General features: G+C 36.0%; 21 protein-coding genes and 1 pseudogene. 20 read left to right on the forward strand and 2 right to left on the reverse strand.

Features of this window, described 5'->3' with window-relative positions; all coding sequences use genetic code 11:
* Nucleotides 1-193 precede the first annotated feature (193 nt).
* Nucleotides 194-733, forward strand: a complete 540-nt coding sequence (locus CRO45_RS10860; RefSeq protein ID WP_097149668.1) for a FixH family protein — start codon at nt 194-196, stop codon at nt 731-733.
* 229 nt (nt 734-962) lie between these two features.
* Here CRO45_RS10860 and yhfH read toward each other — a convergent pair whose 3' ends face one another.
* Nucleotides 963-1,088 carry a protein YhfH gene (gene yhfH / locus CRO45_RS10865; protein ID WP_097149669.1) on the reverse strand — a complete coding sequence of 42 codons (126 nt, stop codon included), beginning with the start codon at nt 1,086-1,088 and terminating at the stop codon, nt 963-965.
* Nucleotides 1,089-1,386: 298 nt separating this feature from the next.
* Between yhfH and CRO45_RS10870 the strand changes: the two genes are divergently transcribed.
* The 12 genes from CRO45_RS10870 to CRO45_RS10925 all read left to right on the forward strand — a co-directional run bounded on the left by CRO45_RS10870 (nt 1,387) and on the right by CRO45_RS10925 (nt 15,032).
* Nucleotides 1,387-2,091: a response regulator transcription factor gene (locus tag CRO45_RS10870; RefSeq protein WP_097149670.1), complete on the forward strand. Its 705-nt coding sequence runs from the start codon at nt 1,387-1,389 to the stop codon at nt 2,089-2,091.
* Nucleotides 2,091-3,068, forward strand: coding sequence for a sensor histidine kinase (locus CRO45_RS10875; protein ID WP_097149671.1), 978 nt, complete (start codon nt 2,091-2,093; stop codon nt 3,066-3,068). Before CRO45_RS10870 ends, CRO45_RS10875 begins: the two co-directional genes overlap by 1 nt.
* An 82-nt stretch (nt 3,069-3,150) precedes the next feature.
* Nucleotides 3,151-3,927, forward strand: a complete 777-nt coding sequence (locus CRO45_RS10880; RefSeq protein ID WP_097149672.1) for an ABC transporter ATP-binding protein — start codon at nt 3,151-3,153, stop codon at nt 3,925-3,927.
* The gene (locus tag CRO45_RS10885; RefSeq protein ID WP_097149673.1) at nt 3,899-5,830 is read left to right on the forward strand and encodes an FtsX-like permease family protein; all 1,932 of its coding nucleotides are present in this window, start codon (nt 3,899-3,901) and stop codon (nt 5,828-5,830) included. Before CRO45_RS10880 ends, CRO45_RS10885 begins: the two co-directional genes overlap by 29 nt.
* Nucleotides 5,831-5,854: 24 nt before the next feature.
* Complete coding sequence (locus CRO45_RS10890; protein ID WP_097149674.1) at nt 5,855-7,396, forward strand: long-chain-fatty-acid--CoA ligase; 1,542 nt, start codon at nt 5,855-5,857, stop codon at nt 7,394-7,396.
* A gap of 872 nt (nt 7,397-8,268) precedes the next feature.
* Nucleotides 8,269-10,251, forward strand: coding sequence for an alpha/beta hydrolase family protein (locus CRO45_RS10895; RefSeq protein WP_097149675.1), 1,983 nt, complete (start codon nt 8,269-8,271; stop codon nt 10,249-10,251).
* 75 nt (nt 10,252-10,326) lie between these two features.
* Complete coding sequence (locus CRO45_RS10900) at nt 10,327-10,965, forward strand: VTT domain-containing protein (protein ID WP_097149676.1); 639 nt, start codon at nt 10,327-10,329, stop codon at nt 10,963-10,965.
* Nucleotides 10,966-11,377: 412 nt separating this feature from the next.
* Nucleotides 11,378-11,815, forward strand: coding sequence for a c-type cytochrome (locus CRO45_RS10905; RefSeq protein WP_097149677.1), 438 nt, complete (start codon nt 11,378-11,380; stop codon nt 11,813-11,815).
* Nucleotides 11,816-11,958: 143 nt separating this feature from the next.
* A complete protein-coding gene (hprK, locus tag CRO45_RS10910; protein WP_097149678.1) occupies nt 11,959-12,900 on the forward strand; it encodes an HPr(Ser) kinase/phosphatase in 942 nt (313 codons plus the stop codon).
* A 79-nt stretch (nt 12,901-12,979) separates the two neighbouring features.
* Complete coding sequence (lgt, locus tag CRO45_RS10915; RefSeq protein ID WP_097149679.1) at nt 12,980-13,807, forward strand: prolipoprotein diacylglyceryl transferase; 828 nt, start codon at nt 12,980-12,982, stop codon at nt 13,805-13,807.
* A 49-nt stretch (nt 13,808-13,856) separates the two neighbouring features.
* On the forward strand, nt 13,857-14,495 hold the full coding sequence (gene ppaX / locus CRO45_RS10920; RefSeq protein ID WP_097149680.1) for a pyrophosphatase PpaX: 639 nt from the start codon (nt 13,857-13,859) through the stop codon (nt 14,493-14,495).
* A gap of 3 nt (nt 14,496-14,498) precedes the next feature.
* Complete coding sequence (locus CRO45_RS10925) at nt 14,499-15,032, forward strand: acyltransferase (RefSeq protein ID WP_097149681.1); 534 nt, start codon at nt 14,499-14,501, stop codon at nt 15,030-15,032.
* 63 nt (nt 15,033-15,095) lie between these two features.
* On the opposite strand, the pseudogene CRO45_RS20445 reads toward CRO45_RS10925, so the two are convergent.
* Nucleotides 15,096-15,161 (reverse strand): annotated as a pseudogene (locus tag CRO45_RS20445) (DUF2933 domain-containing protein); the annotation flags it as partial.
* An 805-nt stretch (nt 15,162-15,966) separates the two neighbouring features.
* Between CRO45_RS20445 and CRO45_RS10935 the strand changes: the two are divergent.
* From CRO45_RS10935 to hisIE, 7 genes are read left to right on the forward strand one after another with little or no spacing between them, the layout of a single operon-like run.
* Complete coding sequence (locus CRO45_RS10935; protein WP_097149682.1) at nt 15,967-17,127, forward strand: ATP phosphoribosyltransferase regulatory subunit; 1,161 nt, start codon at nt 15,967-15,969, stop codon at nt 17,125-17,127.
* A 2-nt stretch (nt 17,128-17,129) separates the two neighbouring features.
* Nucleotides 17,130-17,753 carry an ATP phosphoribosyltransferase gene (gene hisG, locus CRO45_RS10940; protein ID WP_097149683.1) on the forward strand — a complete coding sequence of 208 codons (624 nt, stop codon included), beginning with the start codon at nt 17,130-17,132 and terminating at the stop codon, nt 17,751-17,753.
* 14 nt (nt 17,754-17,767) lie between these two features.
* Nucleotides 17,768-19,045 carry a histidinol dehydrogenase gene (hisD, locus tag CRO45_RS10945; RefSeq protein WP_097149684.1) on the forward strand — a complete coding sequence of 426 codons (1,278 nt, stop codon included), beginning with the start codon at nt 17,768-17,770 and terminating at the stop codon, nt 19,043-19,045.
* Nucleotides 19,046-19,048: 3 nt separating this feature from the next.
* A complete protein-coding gene (gene hisB / locus CRO45_RS10950) occupies nt 19,049-19,654 on the forward strand; it encodes an imidazoleglycerol-phosphate dehydratase HisB (protein WP_097149685.1) in 606 nt (201 codons plus the stop codon).
* 1 nt (nt 19,655) lies between these two features.
* Nucleotides 19,656-20,276, forward strand: coding sequence for an imidazole glycerol phosphate synthase subunit HisH (hisH, locus tag CRO45_RS10955; RefSeq protein WP_097149686.1), 621 nt, complete (start codon nt 19,656-19,658; stop codon nt 20,274-20,276).
* Entirely contained in the window at nt 20,270-21,028 is a 759-nt protein-coding gene (hisF, locus tag CRO45_RS10960) for an imidazole glycerol phosphate synthase subunit HisF (RefSeq protein ID WP_097149687.1), read from the forward strand. The genes hisH and hisF overlap by 7 nt, the downstream gene beginning before the upstream one ends.
* Nucleotides 21,028-21,672, forward strand: coding sequence for a bifunctional phosphoribosyl-AMP cyclohydrolase/phosphoribosyl-ATP diphosphatase HisIE (hisIE, locus tag CRO45_RS10965; RefSeq protein ID WP_097149688.1), 645 nt, complete (start codon nt 21,028-21,030; stop codon nt 21,670-21,672). Before hisF ends, hisIE begins: the two co-directional genes overlap by 1 nt.
* Nucleotides 21,673-21,732: the final 60 nt, after the last annotated feature.

Genomic DNA, 21,732 nt, shown 5'->3' on the forward strand with positions numbered 1-21,732 from the left:
TCGAAAAGCATTTATGTGCGTACTAACAAGAGTGTTGTGAGGACAAGCTATTATTGGGATTATTAACAATGGAATCGGTAAAACCATAGCGCGGAGTCTTCTAGTTATCAACTGTACAAGATTTTGTTAATAGAGAACTCGATGGATATAAACAACTGTATCAATTAATATACCTTTACTGGAGGAACAATAAATGAAAAAGTGGTTATTTAGTTTTGTAGCAGTACCATTATTATTGGTAGGATGTTCGGATGAACAAGCTGAACCAGTTACCGAACCAATTGATATATCAGCATTAGAAGTAAAAGTTGATATATTAACACCAGAACAAGTAGATGTGAATGTACCTGTAGAACTAGCAGCACATGTTCACCAAAATAATCAAAATTTAGATGATGCTTCGGTGAAATTTGAAGTTTGGGAATCTGGTTTACGTAATAGCGGGCAAATGATTGATGGTACATTAGAAGCTGAAGGTGTGTATAAAGCAGAAATTACTTTTGATCACGATGGTGTTTATTATATGTATGCACATACAACAGCTTCCAATGGAATGCATGTAATGCCAAAACAACAGATTGTAGCTGGGTATCCTGATATGGAAAATGTGTTACCTGATGATAGTACTGATTCAATGGATATGGAAGATCATGGTGACCATGGATCATCTGATACAGGTGAGGACCATGGTGAGCATGGTACAGATGATGACGAATCTGAACATGGACATTAATGAATAGGGTGTTTCGCCCGGACTTTTGGGTAGTTTTGTCCATAAGAGGCCAATGTTCATCAAAAATTACTAGATTTTAAGAAATCCAACCTTTTTTAAACCAAAAAGAAACCTCAAAGCTTGAGCGGGCTTTGAGGTTTTTTGTGTTAAGAAATTTAATTATAGATTCATGGTTCATTTATTAGTGTAAGCAGCAAATTTATTCAAAATTTATATATTTCTATCCTAATTAAAGGGAGTCACATTTTTCGCAAGTGTTATTGTAGCATTCACATTGCTCGTCAATTTTATCTCCACATTGAACACATACTTTGTCAGGTAAGTTTTTGAAAAACTCAACAACGTTTTCTAACATTTGAAATGTACCCCCTTCCGCCTATCTGTTATATATAACCTCTTGTTGTTTCTTATTGTATTATAACAGATGCGATTCGTCAATAAGCAATTTAGGAAAATTTTAAATAATCTTTCAATTATTTTGACAAAAGTTTTAATGGGTTGAAGCCGTACAACAGGTGTATATTCAAGAAGGCAACTTCAGTATTCATTTCGTAACAAAAACGTAAGGTATAAACGTTTGGAAACACTATAAATAACGTTTACAATAAAGTTGGATACAAAATCATTTAAATTGAGAAGGGGTACATCAACGTATGGAAAACCATCGTATTTTCATTGTTGAAGATGATATAAAAATTGCAACATTGCTTGCTGAAAAATTAATGAAATATCAATATCATGTAAAAACCGTTGAAAATTTTGAGGAAATTATAGAAGAGTGTTTAGACTTTGCTCCGCACATTGTCTTATTAGATATAAATTTACCATCCTATGATGGGTATTATTGGTGCCGACAATTGAGACAGCATACAACATGCCCAATCATATTCATATCAGCAAGGTCAGGAGAAATGGACCAGATTTTTGCCCTTGAAAATGGCGGTGATGATTTCATCACAAAACCATTTAACTATGAAATTGTACTTGCGAAAATTAAAAGTCACCTTAGAAGAACCTACGGGGAGTATTCGGCACGTTTGGAAGAGCGAACGATTAAATTAGGACAACTTACTCTATATCTTGAAAGAATGGAACTGAATATTAGAGAAGTAGACATACCGTTACAGAAAAAAGAGTGTATCATTTTAGAATTATTAATGAGTCAATCACCAAAAGTTGTTTCCCGTGAACATTTACTTGAGGAACTTTGGGACGATCAAGCATTTGTCGATGAAAACACGTTAAATGTTAATATGACGCGGGTGCGTAAAAAACTATCTGAGTACGGTGTTACATCTGTTATAGAAACAGTCCGTGGTGCAGGCTACCGTTTTGTACTTAGTGCGGAGGAAATGTAATGGGATTACGATTATTTATAAGGGAACACATCCCGTTTTTTGTTTTTGAGTTGTTAGTAGTTGTTTTTATTTTGTCATTATATTGGTTGGATGGCTTCCGAAATTTAAATACTGCCATTTATTCAATTATTATTAGTTTAATCTTATTGGTATCATTCCTATTAATTAGGTATTTTGCCAGAACAAGTTATTTGAACAAAATTACTCAACTACCAAAAACGATGGAAGATGCACTCCAAAAAAATGCAAAAACACCAGAATACATCCAAACAGAGCAATATATGCACGAACTGTATCACGTCTATCAAATGGAAGTACAAGCATTATATGAACAAAAAAGTCGACAAGAAAAGTTTCTAAATCAATGGATTCACCAAATGAAAACACCAATATCTGTTCTGGAACTACTTCTTCAAAACGAAGGCCCACTTGATAAGAAAAATGTACAAGAGGAAGTAGACCGCCTTAGACGAGGATTAGAAATGGTCCTTGTGAACGCAAGAATTGAACGGTTTGAAGAAGATATGCAAATTGAACGTGTCAATTTAAAAGCAATTGTTACGGAAACGATTAATGAATTAAAACGTTTATTTATTACGAATAAAGTATTTCCAGTCATTCATATTGATGAAGATTTAACGGTTGCAAGTGATTCAAAATGGTTAAAGTTTGCTATTAGTCAATTCATAACAAATGCAGTCAAATATACATTTGAGCCGAATAAAAAAATTATTATTTCAACAGAAGCATCTGATGGAACGATACTGTTACATATTAAGGATGAAGGAATTGGGATACCTAAATCAGATTTAACACGGGTTACAAAAGCCTTTTTCACAGGGGAAAATGGAAGAAAAACTGGAGAGTCAACAGGAATGGGGCTCTATTTAGCAAATGAAATCTGTATGAAGCTTGGTCATAAATTAACGATTGAATCGGGAGTAAATTCAGGTACGACAATTACATTAACGTTTTAACTTCATTCAGTAATCGAATACGCTGGGGCAATTTTATCTAACTATGAAAATCAGACGAGCGTAAGAAGGAGCCAACTTTGCTATGACTATTTTGCGAATTAAAGATGTAACAAAAGTATACGAAGGAAAAGTAACTCATCGTGCAATTAACCAACTAAGTTTTGAGGTTATGCGAGGCGAGTTTTTAGCGATTATGGGACCTTCGGGAAGTGGAAAAACTACATTACTAAATTTAATTTCGACGATTGATAAACCAACATCTGGAGAAATTATCGTCAACGAAATTATGCCGTCAAAACTAAATAAACATGAACTTGCATTATTTAGAAGAAGAGAATTAGGTTTTGTGTTTCAGGATTTTAATTTGCTGCCAATGTTAACAGTCGAAGAAAACATTGTCCTTCCATTAACCTTAGATGGAAAACCAGTATCCCTTATGGAAGAACGACTTGCAGAATTAGCTGAAAAATTGGATTTAACTTCTTTTCTTCAGAAAAAACCAAATGAAATATCAGGTGGACAAGCGCAACGTACAGCAATTGCTAGAGCTTTAATCCATGAGCCAACTGTTATATTAGCAGATGAACCTACTGGTAACTTGGATTCGAATAACTCCCGTGAAGTATTAGAATTGTTAAGTTCGATTAATAGGGAAAAGTGCGCAACGATTATAATGGTAACTCATGACCCAATTGCTGCGAGCTACTGTAACCGAGTTTTATTTATTAAGGACGGTGAATTTTTCAATGAAATTTATAAAGATGATCGCAGACAAACTTTCTTCCAACGAATATTAAATGTTCTAAGCTTATTAGGAGGGGGAAATGTAGGTGACCTTTCATCAATTCGCTTACCATAACGTCGTTCGAAATGCACGGATTTATGGCGCATTTTTCCTAGCTAGCTTATTTTCAGTTTTTGTCTTTTTCATCTATTCAATGTTAATGTTCCACCCTGATATTGAGAACGGTTTTTTAGGAAATGTCTCTATTCTTGGCATGATTGTAGCAGAAATAATATTAGTTTTGTTTTCTTGGTTTTTTATTTTTTATTCTATGAAAGCTTTTCTAGAAGCACGTTCTAAAGAGTTTGCGATTTTACTTCATTTAGGAATGGAAAAGAAACAGTTAAGTAAACTGATTTTTTTAGAAACATTCCTAATTGGAACTGTTTCAATTGTCGTGGGGATTTTATTTGGCTTTGCCTTTTCTCGGTTCTTTTTCATGATCGTTAGAGAAATTCTTATGCTAGATGAATTACCCCTTTATATTTCTTGGGAACCGTTTGTATTAACGATTACTGTCTACTTAAGCGCATTTATTTTAATTTCAATATTAAGTGTTTATGCGACACCTGAGAAAAATCTAATCGACCTATTTAAAGGGTATTCTGATTTCAATACACATCACATTTATTCGTTACCTAAAGCACTTCTTGGCTTTGTTTTTATTGGTACTGGTTATATTTTAGCGTTACTAACTTCCCGAATGACGTTATATAGTTTTGGAATTATCACCATTATTCTTATAACAATAGGAACCTATTTGTTTTTTACAGATACAACTCAATTCATATTAGAGAAAATTAGAAGTAAGAAGCATGTATATTGGAAAAAGTATCGCATGTTATCTATTGCTGAACAGTCAATGATTATGAAAAGTAATTCTAAAATGTTTTTTGTTGTAACGATGGTAACAGCCCTTGCCTTTTTATGTGTCGGATTACTTGCGGCTCTGTCATCTTACACATCCCAGTATGATAAGATGAATCCCCTTGGCCTTATATATAAAGGCCATACAGATAATCCGTATGAATATAGTCATATTACTTCGATTATGAGAGAACTAGAAAATAAAGGACTTTCATATCATATGGCGAGTTTTGAAGTGAAGAAACAGACTTCATCCTACACTCAATATGAAGTGGAAGTATTCAGCGAATCAGATATAAATAGTTTACTGTTTTCTTATGGGTATCCTTTTGTTAGATTGAGTCCCGGCGAGGCAATGTTTATTCCTTATTCAGAAGAATCCATTAAACAACTCTCCAACTTATCAGTGAAAACTGTCTTGATGGAAAATGGTGTGGAAATTAAAATTGATAAAGTTTATCCAAAGCTAATTTTCCCAAGTTCAATTATTAGTTTAAACTCTATTATTGTTAGTGATGAGGATTTTATTCGCTTAACAAACCCATATCAAGCATCACCTGATGTAGAGCCTGGGTATCATTTATTTACTTTTGATATCCCTCAATGGATTGAAACAAAAGATGTTGGTGTAGCAATTTATAACCGAGTTTCTCATGAATATTTAAAAGATCATTATTCTTTACCATATTATTTTGAAAACACAGGTTTAAAGTATTCTTTTATACTGTCTACTTATTCACTGTTTACGCTTGTAGGGCTTTTAGTAGCTGCGGTATTTTTACTCGCGGCGGGTAGTTTTATTTACTTTAAATTGCATACAAGTCTGGAATTAGAAAAGAAGAAATTTGATGTTCTGAAAAGAATGGGGTTAACTGATAACGAATTGAAAAGGTTAGTGAATGCTTATTTAGTTCCTCAATTTTTCATACCTTTAGGAGTGGCACTACTCCATAGTTTCTTTGCCTTTTTAGCTTTGCAAAACTTATTAAGGCATTTTGCGAATATTTCAATCGTAAAAGAATTAGTATTTGCTTTTGTATTTTTAATGATTATCGAAGTAATCTATTTCTATCTCATCAGATGGCGCTTTATCACACACGTAAGAGATTAGAAAGTTTGTAGGGGGATTTGAATTTTGAATTTAGTAGAACATGTACGAGAAATTGCAAAAAACGAACCAGAAAAAACGGCCTATCATTATTTAGGACAAGATACAAGCTATGCAGAGTTTGATGAAAAGGTAGGGAAACTTAGCTTTGCGTTGAAGGAAATGGGGATTGGGAAGGGCGATCATGTCGCCTTTTTATTAGGAAATTCACCAGAATTTTTACTATCCCTTTATGCTTGTATGCGAATTGGAGCAACTGCAGTTCCAGTAAATCCAATATTTTCTTTAGATGAAGTAGCTTATATTTTTAAAAATGGCGATGTGAACGTGGTCATTGCACTTGATTCGTTACTTCCTTTATTAGATGAAGGGAAATCGCTATTTCCCAAGGTCGACAAGTTTATCGTTTGTGAGACAGGGAATGGCAATGGTGCCTACGACTCCATTTCACATGAATTGAAGAGTAAATTGAAGCTTTTCTCTACTTTGGTTGATGAAGCTGAACAACAAGTAGAACCTTTGGAGATAAATGTAGAAGATACGGCAATCATTTTATATACATCTGGAACGACAGGCCATCCAAAGGGGGCGGAATTGTCCTACAGTAATTTATATGCAAATGCGCGGGATGTTGCTTATTTTATGGGGTATACAGCCGAAGACCGTGTAATTGCCACATTGCCATTATTCCATGTGTTTGCTCTTACAGTTGTTGCGAATGCACCATTGTTTGTTGGTTCTACAGTATTAATCGCACCTCGCTTTAGTCCGGGGGAGATATTAGAGTTGGCGAGAGAGCAGAGGGCAAGTGTTTTTGCTGGAGTGCCTACCATGTACAATTTCTTATATCAATACGAGTCAGGAGTAGCTGAAGATTTTGCAACATTGCGACTAGCCATTTCAGGCGGGGCACCACTACCTGCACAAGTTCTACATAATTTTGAAGGAAAGTTTGGAGTGCCGATTTCAGAGGGCTATGGTTTGTCTGAAGCATCACCGGTAACTTGTTTTAATCCCCAAGATAGGGATAGAAAAGTCGGTTCCATCGGTATGTCCATTACAAATGTTGAAAATAAAGTCGTCGATGATCAAGGTAATGAACTGCCTCCAAATGAAGTTGGGGAGCTAATTATTCGTGGACCGAATGTGATGAAGGGCTACTATAAAAACAGTGAAGCGACAAAGGATGCGCTACGTGATGGGTGGTTGTATACTGGCGATTTAGCGAAGAGGGATGAAGAAGGTTATTTTTACATCGTGGATCGGAAGAAAGACATGATTATTGTCGGCGGCTATAAAGTATATCCACGGGAAGTAGAGGAAGTACTCTACCAACATCCGTCTGTTAAAGAAGCCGTAGTAGTTGGCATACCTGATGAGAACTTCGGTGAAGCAGTTTGTGCGTTTGTTGTATTGAATGATCGTGAGGCAAGTGAAGATGAGCTAGTACAGTTTTGTTCAGGGCATCTGGCTAAGTACAAAGCTCCATCTGAATTTAGAATTGTGGATAGTTTACCGAAAAATTCAACGGGGAAAGTGTTGCGTCGAAATCTACAAGTGAATAAGTAATCAAGAATGGTTTTTGGAGAAGTTCCTCAGCATTTTATGATAGATATTGCATAGTGATTCAAAAGGGTTTTACATTAATTACTATATTATTATGGCTTTAAAAGACTTATAAAGGAAATTTTAAGAAGAATTCTTTTTCAAATTGTCCTTGAAAGGCTTTATATAAGACATTTAAAGGGGATATTTTATTCATTTGTCCTTTAGAAGCCAGATAAAAGACGTTTCTGATAGATTAGATTATTGTTTTGTCTTTTAGAGGTGTTATAAAAGACATTTCACTTGGATTTCTTAATTCATTTGTCCTTTAGAAGCCAGATAAAAGACGTTTCTGATAGATTAGATTATTGTTTTGTCTTTTAGAGGTGTTATAAAAGACATTTCCCTTGGATTTCTTAATTCATTTGTCCTTTAGAAGCCAGATAAAAGACGTTTCTGATAGATTAGATGATCGTTTTGTCCTTTAGAGGTGTTATAAAAGACATTTCCCTTGGATTTCTTAATTCATTTGTCCTTTAGAAGCCAGATAAAAGACATTTCTGATAGATTAGATTATCGTTTTGTCCTTTAGAGGTGTTATAAAGGACATTTCACTTGGATTTCTTAATTCATTTGTCCTTTAGAAGCCAGATAAAAGACGTTTCACGAAAAATTCCTGTCTCAACAGTTCCTTTATTGCTATATATTAGAGCCATATTTTAATAAAAATTGATGCAGGAAATAGATATTGTTAGATATTAGATCGTCAATGTATACCTTCTACCAAGGACAACACTATTGCCAGCTTTAATTATTCATTTTTTCTAACTTTTACTAAAAAACAATTTAATAGAATGATAAAATATTAGTATTAACTGACAAAGGTGGTATGGTGGATGAAAAGAAAGTTAGGCGCAGAAGATTTATTTAAAATCAATTCAGTTTCAAATCCTCAAATTTCTCCAAACGGGGAAGAGGCTGTATTTATTCGAACAGAAATAGACGAGAAAGATAATAAATATTACGCTCATTTATTTCATATACAATTAGCGACTGGTACCATATCACAATGGACTTACGGAAAAGAAAGAATTTCTTCTCCGAACTGGTCTCCAGATGGACAATCAGTGGCATTTCTTTCAAATCGTGACGAAAAAAATCAATTATACATCATCAATAAAAATGGTGGGGAAGCAAAAAAAGTTACGACTTTGGATTCCGGAGTTAATTCATTTTTATGGGATCCATCAAACGGAAAAATTTGGATCTCAAGTAAAATTAAGAGTGGTAAAACTTTCACAGATAAAGTTGAAAAAGAAGACAAGCCATTGCCAAAAGCATATGTAGTTGATGGAATGAAATACAAAATGGATGGCATTGATGGGGCAGGGTTAGTTCCACAAGACTCTTATTCTCAAATTGCTGTACTAAACTTAAACGATGAATCAATTGACCAATTTACAACGGGTGAATACCAGCATTCATTACAAGCTATCTCACCGGATGGCAAAAAGTTAGTTGTTGGGGTAAATCGTGCTGACAATTTAGATTATGTTTTCAAATCTCCGTTACTATTAATAGACGTAGAAACAAAAGAAGAGACTACGATTGTCGACCAAAATGGATATTATGGTGGAGCGGCATTTTCGTTTGATGGCAAATACATAGCGTATGCTGGAAGCGACCATAGCTATAAAAATGCGACTCATGGGAATATTTACATTTATGATGTTGAAGGGAAAACGACAGTTTCATTAACTGATGGTATTGATAGTCCTGTTGGGGATTATGCAGTAGCTGATACGCAACAAGGAATTTCTTCTCCAGCTGTCGTTTGGACTGCAGCAAATGAATTATACTTCCAGCTTTCTACAATGGGTGATGTTCGTTTGTATTATGCGACTTTAGATGGTGCGATCTATCCTGCTTCACCAGAAGGGGAACATATTTATGATTATGCCGTTACTAAAGATGGGAAGTTTGCACTGATTGCAGTTTCTAATCCTACGTTCCCTGGTGAATTATTCAATTATGAAATTGCTGCTGGTGAAAGAAAGCAACTAACTCATTTTAATGAAGAGTTCTTAAAAGAAGTTGAGCTTGTTCAACCATCAGATATTTCTTATGAAGTTTCAGACGGTAACACTGTCTATGGTTGGTTAATGAAGCCAGCTGGGTTCGAAGAAGGGAAGAAATATCCTTTAATCGTTGAAATACATGGTGGCCCGCATACGATGTATGCAAATTCATTCTTCCATGAGTTACAATTACTAGCTGCAAAAGGCTATGGGGTACTTTATGTAAATCCACGTGGTAGCCATGGTTATAGTCAAGCCTTTGTTGATGCAGTGCGCGGTGATTATGGTGGTGGCGATTATACAGATATTATGGCTGGATTAGATTATGCAATTAGCCAGAATGATTGGATTGATACGGAACGCTTAGGTGTTACTGGTGGTAGTTATGGTGGATTTATGACGAACTGGATTGTTGGTCATACAAATCGCTTTAAAGCTGCTGTGACACAACGTAGTATTTCAAACTGGATTAGTTTCTTCGGTGTTTCAGATATTGGCTATTACTTTACTGACTGGCAAATTGGAGCTGACATGCAAGACCCTGAAAAACTTTGGAACCATTCGCCATTAAAATATGCAAAAAACATTGAAACACCGCTATTAATTTTACACAGTGAGAAAGACTTCCGCTGTCCTATTGAACAAGCTGAACAACTTTATATCACTTTAAAATCAATGAATAAACAAGTAGAGTTTGTTCGTTTCCCTGATAATAATCATAATTTATCACGAACTGGTACACCAAACTTACGAATTGAACGTTTAAATCAAATTGTTCAATGGTTTGAGAAATATATTTAATTTATTGAGCAATCGACAAGTCGAAATTGATTGCAATAAATTAATAGAGAAAATTTACTGAAAGAGAGTTTAGTTATGTCATTAATTCAAGGGTTGATTGACTTTATTCTACATATTGACGAACATCTTGTTGAGATTATTCAACAATTTGGAGGATGGGCCTATGGTATTATATTCTCGATCGTCTTTGTAGAGACAGGGGTCGTCATTATGCCGTTTCTGCCTGGGGATTCACTTCTTTTCGCAAGTGGTACGCTTGCAGCATTAGGTGCCTTTAGTTTACCTGTTTTACTTGTTGGGTTTATAGCTGCAGCTATTCTTGGAGACACTGTCAATTACCATATTGGACAAAAGGTTGGCTTAGCGATTAAACCAAATACATTAATTGGTCGCTTTATCAATGAAGAAAAAATGATTGCTGCACAACGCTTCTTTAATAAACACGGTGGAAAGACGATTGTCATCGCTAGATTCATGCCCTTTATTCGAACGTTTATCCCGTTTGTGGCGGGTGCTAGTCGGATGAATTATAAATATTTCCTTATTTATAATGTAATCGGTGCAGTAATATGGGTAATGATTTGTACTTTAGCCGGCTATTTCTTTGGTAATATTCCGATTATTAAAGAGAATTTCTCTGTTGTTATATTATTAATTATCTTCATCTCCGTTATACCAGCAATATTCAGTGCGTTAAAGGTACGAAAAGGTTAACTTAATCAGCAATAAATTGCTATTGGGCAATTAAAACGGCACTTCGCTAACTTTAGTGAGGTGCTGTTTTTTGGGGTTTATTCGCCTTTAACTTGGCCTTTCGTTTTTTTCGTAATGGATTGCAACGATACTTTGTTTAAATTTGTATTTAATTGTGTATAAATATTATTGTTGAGAAAACAATTTTTTATGAATAAATAGTTCATTTTCAACGAAAAATAAAGTAACTCACTACGGATGTATTCCTTACTTATCCCTTTAATTCCTTTGTTCATTTATCTTTATGAAAACTTTGTCTAAGTTTTGTCAGAATTAGTAAAGATTTATGAAATGGGAGAAAACGGTTACATTAAGGAAAAAATCTACCTTATAATGGTTTAGTAGGAAAAAAATATAATTGGAGGGAAATCTAATGAAAAAAGCATTGCTTGCCTTAATATTTGGTTCAGCGATTTTCTTAGCTGCATGTGGGGGCGGAGATGAAGCAACAACTGACAATAATGCAACTGATAACCAGGGTGCAACAGAAAATACTGAAGGCGACAACAACGGTGATGCAGGTACAACTGATGAAACAACAACAAATGACGAAGCTGCAACAGATACTGAAACTGCAAACGAAGGTGCTGTAGCTCATGGTCAAGAAGTTGTTCAAAAAGCTTGTATTTCCTGCCATGGTCAAAACTTAGAAGGTATGGGTAATTTCCCAGCGTTAAATAATGTTGGATCTCGTTTATCACAAGATGAAATTCTTAATGTTATATTAAATGGACAAGGCGGAATGCCAGCAGGAATTGTTAAAGGTGAAGAAGCTGAAGCAGCTGCTGCATACTTAGCAACACTTAAATAATTAAGACTAAACAGGACTATTTAGAAATTCGATTTTCTAAATAGTCCTTTTATTATGTCGAATCTAGTTTGAATTGATTTCATTTCTCACATAACATGCTAAAATAAAAACAGAATGCTAAATAAGGTAAAGGGTGTAAAATTATGATATCAGTTACAACAAAAGATGTTATAGAAAAATTTAACTTAACATTAGTAAGTGGTAATGAGGGTATAGGTCGTTATATTAGAACGAGTGATATTTCACGCCCTGGATTAGAGATGGCAGGTTATTTTACTCATTATCCAGCCAATCGTGTACAGTTAATTGGTAAAACGGAACATTCCTTTTTAGAGATGCTTCCTTCCAATATAAAAAAAGAACGTATGCTACGATTATGCTCACATGAAACACCTGCAATTATTATCTCTCGTGGAAATGAAGCACCAGAAGAATTGATTCAAGCTTCAAATGAAAATAATGTACCAGTTCTTTTAACAACGATGAAAACAACAAGATTTTCAAGTAGGTTAACGAATTACTTAGAAAGCAAACTTGCACCCTATGTAGCAATGCATGGAGTACTTGTAGATGTCTATGGAATCGGTGTTTTAATCATTGGAAAAAGTGGAGTAGGTAAAAGTGAAACTGCTCTAGAACTTATTAAAAAAGGGCATCGTTTAGTTGCAGATGATTGCGTTGAAATTCGTCAAGAAGCTGAAGATTTGTTGATGGGTACACCGCCACCATTGTTGGAGCATCTGTTAGAAATACGTGGAATTGGTATTATTGATATTATGACCCTTTTCGGTGCAAGTGCGGTCAGATCACAAAAACGAATTACACTTATTGTTGAACTTGAAAACTGGGACCCAGAAAAGGTTTATGACCGTCTAGGATTAGATGAAGAAAAGATGAAAATTATTGATACAGAAATTACTAAGTTAACAATTCCTGTACAACCTGGACGAAACGTTTCAGTTATTATTGAAGTGGCCGCAATGAATTATCGTTTGAAAAGATTAGGCGTTAATGCGGCACAAGAATTTTCTCGTCGCTTAGAAGAAGTAATTTCAGTTCAGGATGAGTTAGAAGAGGATTATTGATTTCCTAATTACTAAGGACAGTCCAAAATACACCTAGATAATTTAATAGTTGAGCGCTTTAATTGAAAGGAGAAATAGGATGGATTTTTTATTATTAGACATTAACCCGATTGCATTCCATATCGGAAGTATTCCAGTTCGTTGGTATGGAATTTTAATCGCACTGGGGATTGTTTTAGCTTACATAGTTGGTCAACATGAAGGAAATAAACGAGGGTTACCTAAGGATTTCTTTGCTGACCTACTCATTTGGGCAATTCCAATTTCCATTGTTTGTGCACGTATTTACTACGTCGTTATGGAATGGGATTATTATGGCGCAAATCCCGATAAAATCATTCAAATCTGGAATGGTGGGATTGCAATTCATGGTGCGCTAATTGGAGCAATCGCTACAGCATATGTATTTTGTCGTTTTAAAGGCATTAATTTCCTTAAAGTAGCGGACATTGCCATTCCAAGTGTGTTAATTGGACAAATTGTAGGACGCTGGGGTAATTTTATGAACCAAGAAGCTTATGGCGGACCGGTTTCTGAAGAGTTTTTACGAAATTTAATGATTCCAGAATGGATTATTAATCAAATGTATATAAATGATCCGGTCTATGGACTATCTTATTTCCATCCTACATTTTTATATGAATCATTATGGAATATTTTAGGGTTAATTCTTTTATTAATTCTTAGAAAGGTAAATCTTCACCGTGGTGAAATCTTCTTTACTTATTTAATTTGGTATGGAATTGGAAGATTCTTTATTGAAGGAATGAGAACGGATAGTTTATATCTATTTGGTGAGTTACGAGCTGCACAAGTAGTTTCGATTTTAGGAATTATTATCGGAGTTGTTTTCATTATTTATCGTCGAGTAAAAGTACGCCCTGTCGTTAGATATAAAGATAAATAGACAGAACAGCTTTGTATAAGTGTTCGGTTCAAGTGAAGGAGTAATAAATATGTTAAAAGCTTTATTATTCGATTTTGATGGTACTTTATTAAATACAAATGACTTAATCATTCAATCTTTTATGCATGTCCTGGAGGAAAAGTTTCCTGGGCAATATAAACCTGAGGATTGTTTGCGCTTTATGGGCCCTTCATTAACTGAAACATTTGAAGAATTAACGCCGAATGAAGTAGAAGAGATGACATTGAAATATCGAAAGTGGAACATAGAACACCACGATGAGCTAGTAAAAGAATTTGATGGCGTCATGGAAACTTTAGAAGAGCTTCGTGCTTTAGGGATTCGTTTAGCGATAGTTTCCACAAAAAGACGTGACATGATTGAGCGCGGATTAAATTTGATGGGGGCAAGTCACTTTTTTGAATTGATTGTCGGTATTGAAGATGTGAAAAATGTGAAGCCTGATCCAGAGCCTGTATTACTTGCGATTGAAAAGCTTGGTGTTGGCAAAGAAGATGTCATCATGATCGGTGACAATTCTCATGATATTGAATCTGGTAAAAATGCAGGTGTGAAAACAGCCGGTGTAGCTTGGTCGCTAAAAGGGGAAGAATTTTTAAATCAATTTAATCCGGATTATATGCTTCAACATATATCAGATATTTTGTCGATTGTTAAGGAGTCTTAAGCGATGAGAAGGACAGAACGATATAAGGTAGAAGGATCAAATTCTTTATGGCAAATTTATAAAACCGTATCTTTTTGGAAGGTTGTTAAATGCTTTATTTTTGGTCAAATCGGTCGTATAACTCCTTTTATGAGCTGGAAAAATTGGATTTATCGTACGTTTTTAGGAATGAAAATTGGGGACAAAACTTCCTTGGCGTTGATGGTGATGCCGGACACAATGTTTCCTGAGCGTATTTCAATTGGTGACAACACAATCATCGGTTTTAATACGACGATTTTAGCCCATGAATATTTAATAGATGAATATCGATTAGGTGATGTGAAAATAGGAAGTAACGTCATGATCGGAGCGAATTCTACAATATTACCTGGTGTTGAAATTGGTGACGGGGCTATTGTGTCAGCTGCCACATTAGTACATAAAGATGTACCTGCCGGATCGATGTGCGGTGGCAACCCCATGCAAATTATTTTCACCGCAGAGCAAATGGCAGAAAGAAAAAAGAGAGACGTGCCCCAGTGGCATAATGCGTAAGAACGATGAACTCACTATTGATGATAATAGTGGGTTTTTTTCTTAAGTAGAGAAGGTGTTTGATTAACACTGGTGTTGCTGGTAGTGGAAAAGGTGAATTAATGGACAAATGAGGATGGGCAAAGGTGAGAATTGTCCATTATTGGTGAGTTAATGGACAAAACGGGTTGAAGAATTGGTTGAACTGTCTATTATAGATGAGTTAATGGACAGAAAAGGATGGAAAAAGGTGAGAATTGTCCATTATAAGTGAGTTAATGGACAAAACGAGATGGAAAAGTGGTTGAACTGTCCAATAGAATCGTTCTATGAGACAAAACAGGTTGAAAATTTGGATGAACTGTCCAATATAGGTGTTCTATGGGACAAAACCGGTTGAAAATTTGGGTAAACTGTCCAATAGAAGCGTTCTACGGGACAAAACGAGTTGAGAACTTGGGTAAACTGTCCAGTAGAAGCGTTCTATGAGACAAAACCTGTTGAAAACTTAGGTAAACTGTCCAATAGAAGCGTTCTATGGGACAAAAACGGTTGAAAACTTGGGAGAACCGTCCAATAGAAATATTCTATTCGACAATACATGACGGGAATGATAATAAAAGGTAACATAGAAACCCTCTCAGTGACCGAATGAATAATAACTAGAACTAGAACGAATAGGTAGCATAGAATCCCCTTCAGTGACCATTTGCATCAAAGACTGCATTATCAGGTAGGTGAAAAGCCATATACACATCAAATCCCAAGACTACCAACAATCCCAAGACTACCAATAATCCCAAGACTACCAACAATCCCAAGACACTACTGAATCCAACTTTTATTCAACACCAACAATTCATTGACTTACATAAAATAATTAGATAAAATACTTTCATATACTAGTTCTCTAACACTCTAATACACTAAAGTGAAAATGACAGGAAGTGGAAATATGACAACGATTAAAAAGTTTGAAAAGCCAATCGGGATGCGTGATACTTTCCCAGTCACATTCGAAAAAACAGAAGCAATCCGCAATTCAGGAAGAACGTTTCTTCGCGGGCGTGGATTCGAATTTGTAAATACACCATCATTGGAATATTACGATACAGTGGGTAAAGCTTCTGCAATCTATGACGCTTCCCTATTTAAATTAGTAGATAGCCAAGGAAACACACTTGTTCTTAGACCGGATATGACGACACCTATTACCCGTCTAGCAACATCAAAGTTATTAAAAGAGAAGATTCCATTACGTTTAGCATATTTTGCGAATGTTTTCAGAGCGCAACAATTAGAAGGTGGCCGCCCTGCAGAATTTGAACAAATGGGCATTGAAGTAATTGGGGATAAAACGGTGTACGCAGATGCGGAAGTCATCATTACTGCAATTCAGCTCGTTCAAGATTATGGTATTCAATCCTTTAAGGTGACAATTGGTCACGCAGGCATTTTAAATTGCATTTTAAACGACTATACAGAAAATGAAACTCAAGCGAACAAACTGCGCTCCCTTTTAATCGAACGTAACTATGTTGGATTTGAAGAAGCCGTTCATTCCTTTGATTTACCGAAAACGAAATCAGATGCATTGCTCCAATTTATTAATGAAGCTGCGAACATTGAATCAATTGAGCAAATTGAAAAATATGTTTCTAAAAATGAATCACTACTATACATGCGTCAATTAGCTGAAATTATAAACTTAGCAAACTTATCTAAGTATGTTTCTTTTGATTTCACGCTATCTAGTCATATGAATTACTATACTGGTATGCTTTTCGAAATCTTTGCTGAAGGTAGTGGATTCCCTCTAGGAAACGGGGGACGTTATGACGGACTACTTCATCATTTCGGAAGTGATGTAGGAGCAACAGGTTTTGGCATTCGTGTCGATCGTTTATTGGAAATCATACCCAACCAAAAGACGGAAGAAAAAACGGTTGCCATTATTTTTGAAGACGAAGAATTCATTAAAGCACTTGATTTGTCTATTACTTTAAGAACTGAAGGAAACCATGTTACATTGCAGTCGAGAAATGGTCTAGTGAACGAGGAAGCATTTATTAAAGTTTTTGATGAAGTGCTTTACGTAACCCAGGAGGATAAATAGCAATGACAGAACTAACAATTGCCATGCCAAAAGGGCGTATTTTTGAAGAAGCGTATCAAATGTTAATTGATGCGGGATTTAACCTACCAGAAGAAGTAGAGATGTCACGAAAATTAATGATCGAAATACCGGAAGAAAAAATTCGATTCATTTTAGCAAAACCGATGGACGTTCCTGTCTATGTAGAACATGGCGTAGCGGATATCGGGATTGCAGGGAAAGACACATTACTTGAACTTAAAAGAAATGTTCACGAATTACTAGATTTAAAAATTAGCCAATGTTATATCGCATCAGCAGGCTTACCAAATACAAAAATGAATGAAATCGCGCCACGCATCGCTACTAAATATCCGAACGTTGCAATGGACTACTATAAAGAAATTGGTGAACAAGTCGAAATCATTGAATTAAATGGCTCCATTGAACTTGCTCCAATGATTGGCTTAGCTGACCGAATTGTTGATATTGTTTCCACTGGGAGAACGTTAAAAGAAAACGGACTTGTAGAATATGAACGTATAACTGATGTCTCATCCCGACTCATCGCAAACCCTGTAAGTTATCGAATGAAGAGTGCTCGCATTCAAGATATCGTGACACGTTTGAAAAAAATCGTTAATTAGAGAGAAGGGCTACCATGAAAATTACACAACTAACTAACTCTATTTCGCTAAAAAGACAATTAGAAGGCGGCAATGAAGAGCAACTAAAAACAGTACGACAAGTACTTCAAGATGTTCGTGAAAATGGCGATAAGGCAATTAGAAAATATAGTGAGATGTGGGATGGAATTTCTTTAGATGATTTTCGTGTTTCCCAAGAAGAGATTAACGAAGCATTAGCAAATTTTGATCCTCAACTGAAAAAGGATTTGGAAGAAGCAGCAGAAAATATTCGCTACTATCACGAGGCGCAGAAGAGAAAGGATTACAAGCTACCTCTAGCAGATGGATCATGGCTAGCACAACGAATTATTCCACTGGATGCAGTAGGGTTGTATGTCCCAGGTGGATCTGCTGCTTATCCTTCATCAGTACTTATGAATGTGATTCCTGCTCAAGTTGCAGGAGTAAAACGAATTGTCATCACTTCACCAACAGGAAAAGATGGTAAGTTACCGCCAGCGGTACTTGTAGCTGCTCACATTCTTGGCGTTACTGAAATCTATAAAGTCGGTGGTGCCCAAGCTATTGCAGCGCTTGCTTACGGAACAGAAACAATTGCCCCAGTTGATAAAATAACTGGACCAGGGAATATTTATGTCGCTTTAGCAAAACGTGAAGTATTTGGTGAAGTAGCCATAGATATGATTGCAGGACCAAGTGAAATTTGTGTACTAGCAGATGATACTGCATATGCTGATGAAGTAGCGGCTGACTTACTATCTCAGGCTGAACATGATGCTCTTGCTTGTGCAGTGCTAATTACTACAAGTGAAAGCTTGGCAGAAGAAGTTTCTGAGCAAGTCGAAGAACAATTAAGCAAACTACCTCGAGAAGCGATTGCACGCCAATCGATTGAAAACTTTGGTCAAATTTATATTGCAGAAACGATGGAAGAAGCAATCCGTGCTGTTAACTCCCTTGCACCAGAACATTTAGAAATCGTCACTGAAAAGGCAGAAGCAGTATCTGAACAAATTCGCCATGCCGGGGCTATTTTCATAGGAAGATATAGTTCAGAACCTGTTGGGGATTACTTTGCTGGAACAAATCACGTCCTACCTACTAACAGTACGGCAAGATTTGCTAGCGGATTAAACGTAGATGATTTTATTAAAAAATCGAGTGTTGTTTACTATAGTGAAAAAACATGGAAAGAAAATGCACCGAAAATAGCGAGACTTGCTCGAATGGAAGGGCTTGAAGGGCATGCCCGTGCAGTTGAATCTCGCGGATGGTCTAAAGGAGAATAAAAAATGTCTGAACTAAAAAGAAGATATGCAAAAATTGATCGTAATACTAATGAAACTAAAATAAGCGTAGAATTAGATTTAGACGGCGAAGGAAAAGCTGAAATTAATACGGGAGTTCCATTTATGGACCATATGCTCGACCTTTTCGTGAAGCACGGTCTTTTTGATAGTAAAATCATCGCTAATGGTGATACGCACATTGATGACCACCACACAACTGAAGACCTTGGTATCGTATTAGGGCAAGTTATACGCGAAGCATTAGGTGATAAAAAAGGAATTAAACGCTACGGAAATGCGTTTGTACCGATGGATGATGCGTTAGCACAAGTAGTTGTTGATTGTTCAAATCGACCACACCTTGAATACGGTGTAGAACCACAACTAACTCAAAAAGTCGGAACATTTGATACAGAATTAGTCCACGAATTTTTATGGAAATTTGCTTTGGAAGCCCGTATGAATGTACACGTAATTGTTCCTTATGGCCATAATACACATCATATCATTGAGGCGATTTTTAAAGCACTTGCTCGTGCGATTGATGATGCAGTTCAGATAGATCCACGTGTAAAAGGTGTACCTTCAACGAAAGGACTATTGACATAATATGAAGATTGGCGTAATAGATTATGGAATGGGCAATTTATTTAGCGTTGAACAAGCGCTAAAACTATTAAATTGTGAACCAATCATTTCATCAAACATCGAAGAACTTAATAGCTGTGACGCCCTAATTTTACCTGGTGTTGGAGCATTTCCTGATGCGATGAAACGACTAGCTGAAACAGAATTAGATACTTTTATTAAAAGTCAAACGAAACCTTTACTTGGGATATGTCTAGGTATGCAGTTAATGTTTGAAAAAAGTGACGAAGTAGAGTTAACAGAGGGACTTGGAATCTTTAAAGGTCGCGTAAAACGATTCGAAGGAGTTCCTAGAATTCCGCATATGGGTTGGAATAACTTACAATTTTCACAATTCCCAGAATGGTTAAAGGAAACTAAATTGCCCGATGATCGCTTTGTATATTTCGTCCACTCTTACTATGCGACTGAACTGGCAAATAAAGAACTAGTTGCTTATGCAGATTATGAAGGTGTAAAAGTGCCTGGTGTCGTGAAAAACGGTAGCTTCACAGGGATGCAGTTCCATCCAGAAAAATCCGGAGCATTCGGTGTGTTTTTACTGAACCAGTGGCTTAAAGGATTGGAGAGAAACGAATGTTAACAAAACGAATTATTCCATGTCTTGACGTAAAAGAAGGAAGAGTTGTTAAAGGTGTACAGTTTGTTGAACTACGTGACGCTGGAGACCCTGTAGAACTTGCCAAATTTTACGATGAACAAGGTGCAGATGAATTAGTATTTTTAGATATTTCCGCTTCTAATGAAGGTCGAGAAACGATGATTGACGTTGTGCGAAAAACAGCAGCAACATTAGCTATTCCATTTACTGTTGGTGGAGGAATTCGTACATTAGAGGATATGAAGGGAATTTTACGTGCTGGTGCGGATAAAGTATCAGTAAATACAGCCGCTTTAGTACGTCCTGAACTGATTAAAGAAGGTTCCGATTTCTTTGGTGCTCAATGTATCGTAGTTGCAATTGATGCTCGTTACAGCGAAGAAGATGGTACATGGATGGTTTATACTCATGGTGGACGTAACAAAACTGAATGGACAGCTGTTGAATGGGCAAAAGAAGCGGTTCGTTTAGGTGCAGGTGAAATTTTACTAACGAGTATGAATCAAGACGGCGAAAAAAGTGGTTTTGATTTAGAATTAACAAGAGCAGTTCGAGAAGCGGTAACTGTTCCAGTTATTGCGAGTGGTGGCGCAGGTAATGCACAACACTTCTTAGAAGTTTTACAAGATGTTGACGCGGACGCGGCATTAGCAGCATCAATTTTCCACTATAAAGAAACGAGCGTAGCAGAAGTGAAAGCATTTTTACGCGAAAAAGGAGTACGTGTCAGATAATGATTGCTATAGATAATCTAAAGTTCGATGAAAAAGGGTTAATAACAGCTGTTGTGCAAGATGCTCAATCAAAAGAAGTATTAACCGTTGCATATATGAATAAAGAATCGTTACAAAAAACAATTGAAACTGGTGAAACTTGGTTTTACTCTCGTTCAAGACAAGAATTGTGGCATAAAGGTGCAACAAGTGGAAACACACAAAAAGTCATTTCAATAAAAACAGATTGCGATCAAGATGCACTTGTTGTGGAAGTGTTACCAGCTGGCCCAGCTTGCCATAACGGTACGACTTCATGCTTCACTGAAGAACTACTTAAAAATGATCAAGTGGGTACAGTAGGAATTATTCCTTATTTAGCAGAAGTAATTCGCACACGTGAAAGCGAAATGCCAGAAGGTGCTTATACTACATACTTATTTACAGAAGGAATCGATAAGATTTGTAAAAAGGTTGGCGAAGAAGCAACCGAGGTTGTAATTGGTGCGAAAAATCGTGATAAAAAAGAAGTAACATGGGAAGCAGCAGACCTTATTTATCACTTACTTGTTTTACTACAAGAACAAAAAATTAGTGTTTATGATGTGCTTGAAGTTCTTGTTGATCGTCATCAACAAAAAAGAGCTAGTACAAAGGGTAATTAACAATTCGAAATGAATGACGTATATAATATATGTGTTATAATAGGGAAGTGTTTTATTAGG

The sequence above is a fragment of the Ureibacillus acetophenoni genome (assembly GCF_900220965.1).
In the GTDB taxonomy this organism is placed as follows: domain Bacteria; phylum Bacillota; class Bacilli; order Bacillales_A; family Planococcaceae; genus Ureibacillus; species Ureibacillus acetophenoni.

Bases quoted from the DNA above. Each gene is read 5' to 3' on its own strand.
- lgt (WP_097149679.1), top strand. From the start codon at position 12,980: ATGGATTTTTTATTATTAGACATTAACCCGATTGCATTCCATATCGGA.
- CRO45_RS10905 (WP_097149677.1), top strand. From the start codon at position 11,378: ATGAAAAAAGCATTGCTTGCCTTAATATTTGGTTCAGCGATTTTCTTA.
- hisG (WP_097149683.1), top strand. From the start codon at position 17,130: ATGACAGAACTAACAATTGCCATGCCAAAAGGGCGTATTTTTGAAGAA.
- hisF (WP_097149687.1), top strand. From the start codon at position 20,270: ATGTTAACAAAACGAATTATTCCATGTCTTGACGTAAAAGAAGGAAGA.
- CRO45_RS10875 (WP_097149671.1), top strand. From the start codon at position 2,091: ATGGGATTACGATTATTTATAAGGGAACACATCCCGTTTTTTGTTTTT.
- hisH (WP_097149686.1), top strand. From the start codon at position 19,656: ATGAAGATTGGCGTAATAGATTATGGAATGGGCAATTTATTTAGCGTT.
- hisB (WP_097149685.1), top strand. From the start codon at position 19,049: ATGTCTGAACTAAAAAGAAGATATGCAAAAATTGATCGTAATACTAAT.
- CRO45_RS10925 (WP_097149681.1), top strand. From the start codon at position 14,499: ATGAGAAGGACAGAACGATATAAGGTAGAAGGATCAAATTCTTTATGG.
- CRO45_RS10880 (WP_097149672.1), top strand. From the start codon at position 3,151: ATGACTATTTTGCGAATTAAAGATGTAACAAAAGTATACGAAGGAAAA.
- CRO45_RS10870 (WP_097149670.1), top strand. From the start codon at position 1,387: ATGGAAAACCATCGTATTTTCATTGTTGAAGATGATATAAAAATTGCA.
- hisIE (WP_097149688.1), top strand. From the start codon at position 21,028: ATGATTGCTATAGATAATCTAAAGTTCGATGAAAAAGGGTTAATAACA.
- CRO45_RS10900 (WP_097149676.1), top strand. From the start codon at position 10,327: ATGTCATTAATTCAAGGGTTGATTGACTTTATTCTACATATTGACGAA.
- CRO45_RS10935 (WP_097149682.1), top strand. From the start codon at position 15,967: ATGACAACGATTAAAAAGTTTGAAAAGCCAATCGGGATGCGTGATACT.
- CRO45_RS10895 (WP_097149675.1), top strand. From the start codon at position 8,269: ATGAAAAGAAAGTTAGGCGCAGAAGATTTATTTAAAATCAATTCAGTT.
- yhfH (WP_097149669.1), bottom strand. From the start codon at position 1,088: ATGTTAGAAAACGTTGTTGAGTTTTTCAAAAACTTACCTGACAAAGTA.
- CRO45_RS10860 (WP_097149668.1), top strand. From the start codon at position 194: ATGAAAAAGTGGTTATTTAGTTTTGTAGCAGTACCATTATTATTGGTA.
- hprK (WP_097149678.1), top strand. From the start codon at position 11,959: ATGATATCAGTTACAACAAAAGATGTTATAGAAAAATTTAACTTAACA.
- hisD (WP_097149684.1), top strand. From the start codon at position 17,768: ATGAAAATTACACAACTAACTAACTCTATTTCGCTAAAAAGACAATTA.
- ppaX (WP_097149680.1), top strand. From the start codon at position 13,857: ATGTTAAAAGCTTTATTATTCGATTTTGATGGTACTTTATTAAATACA.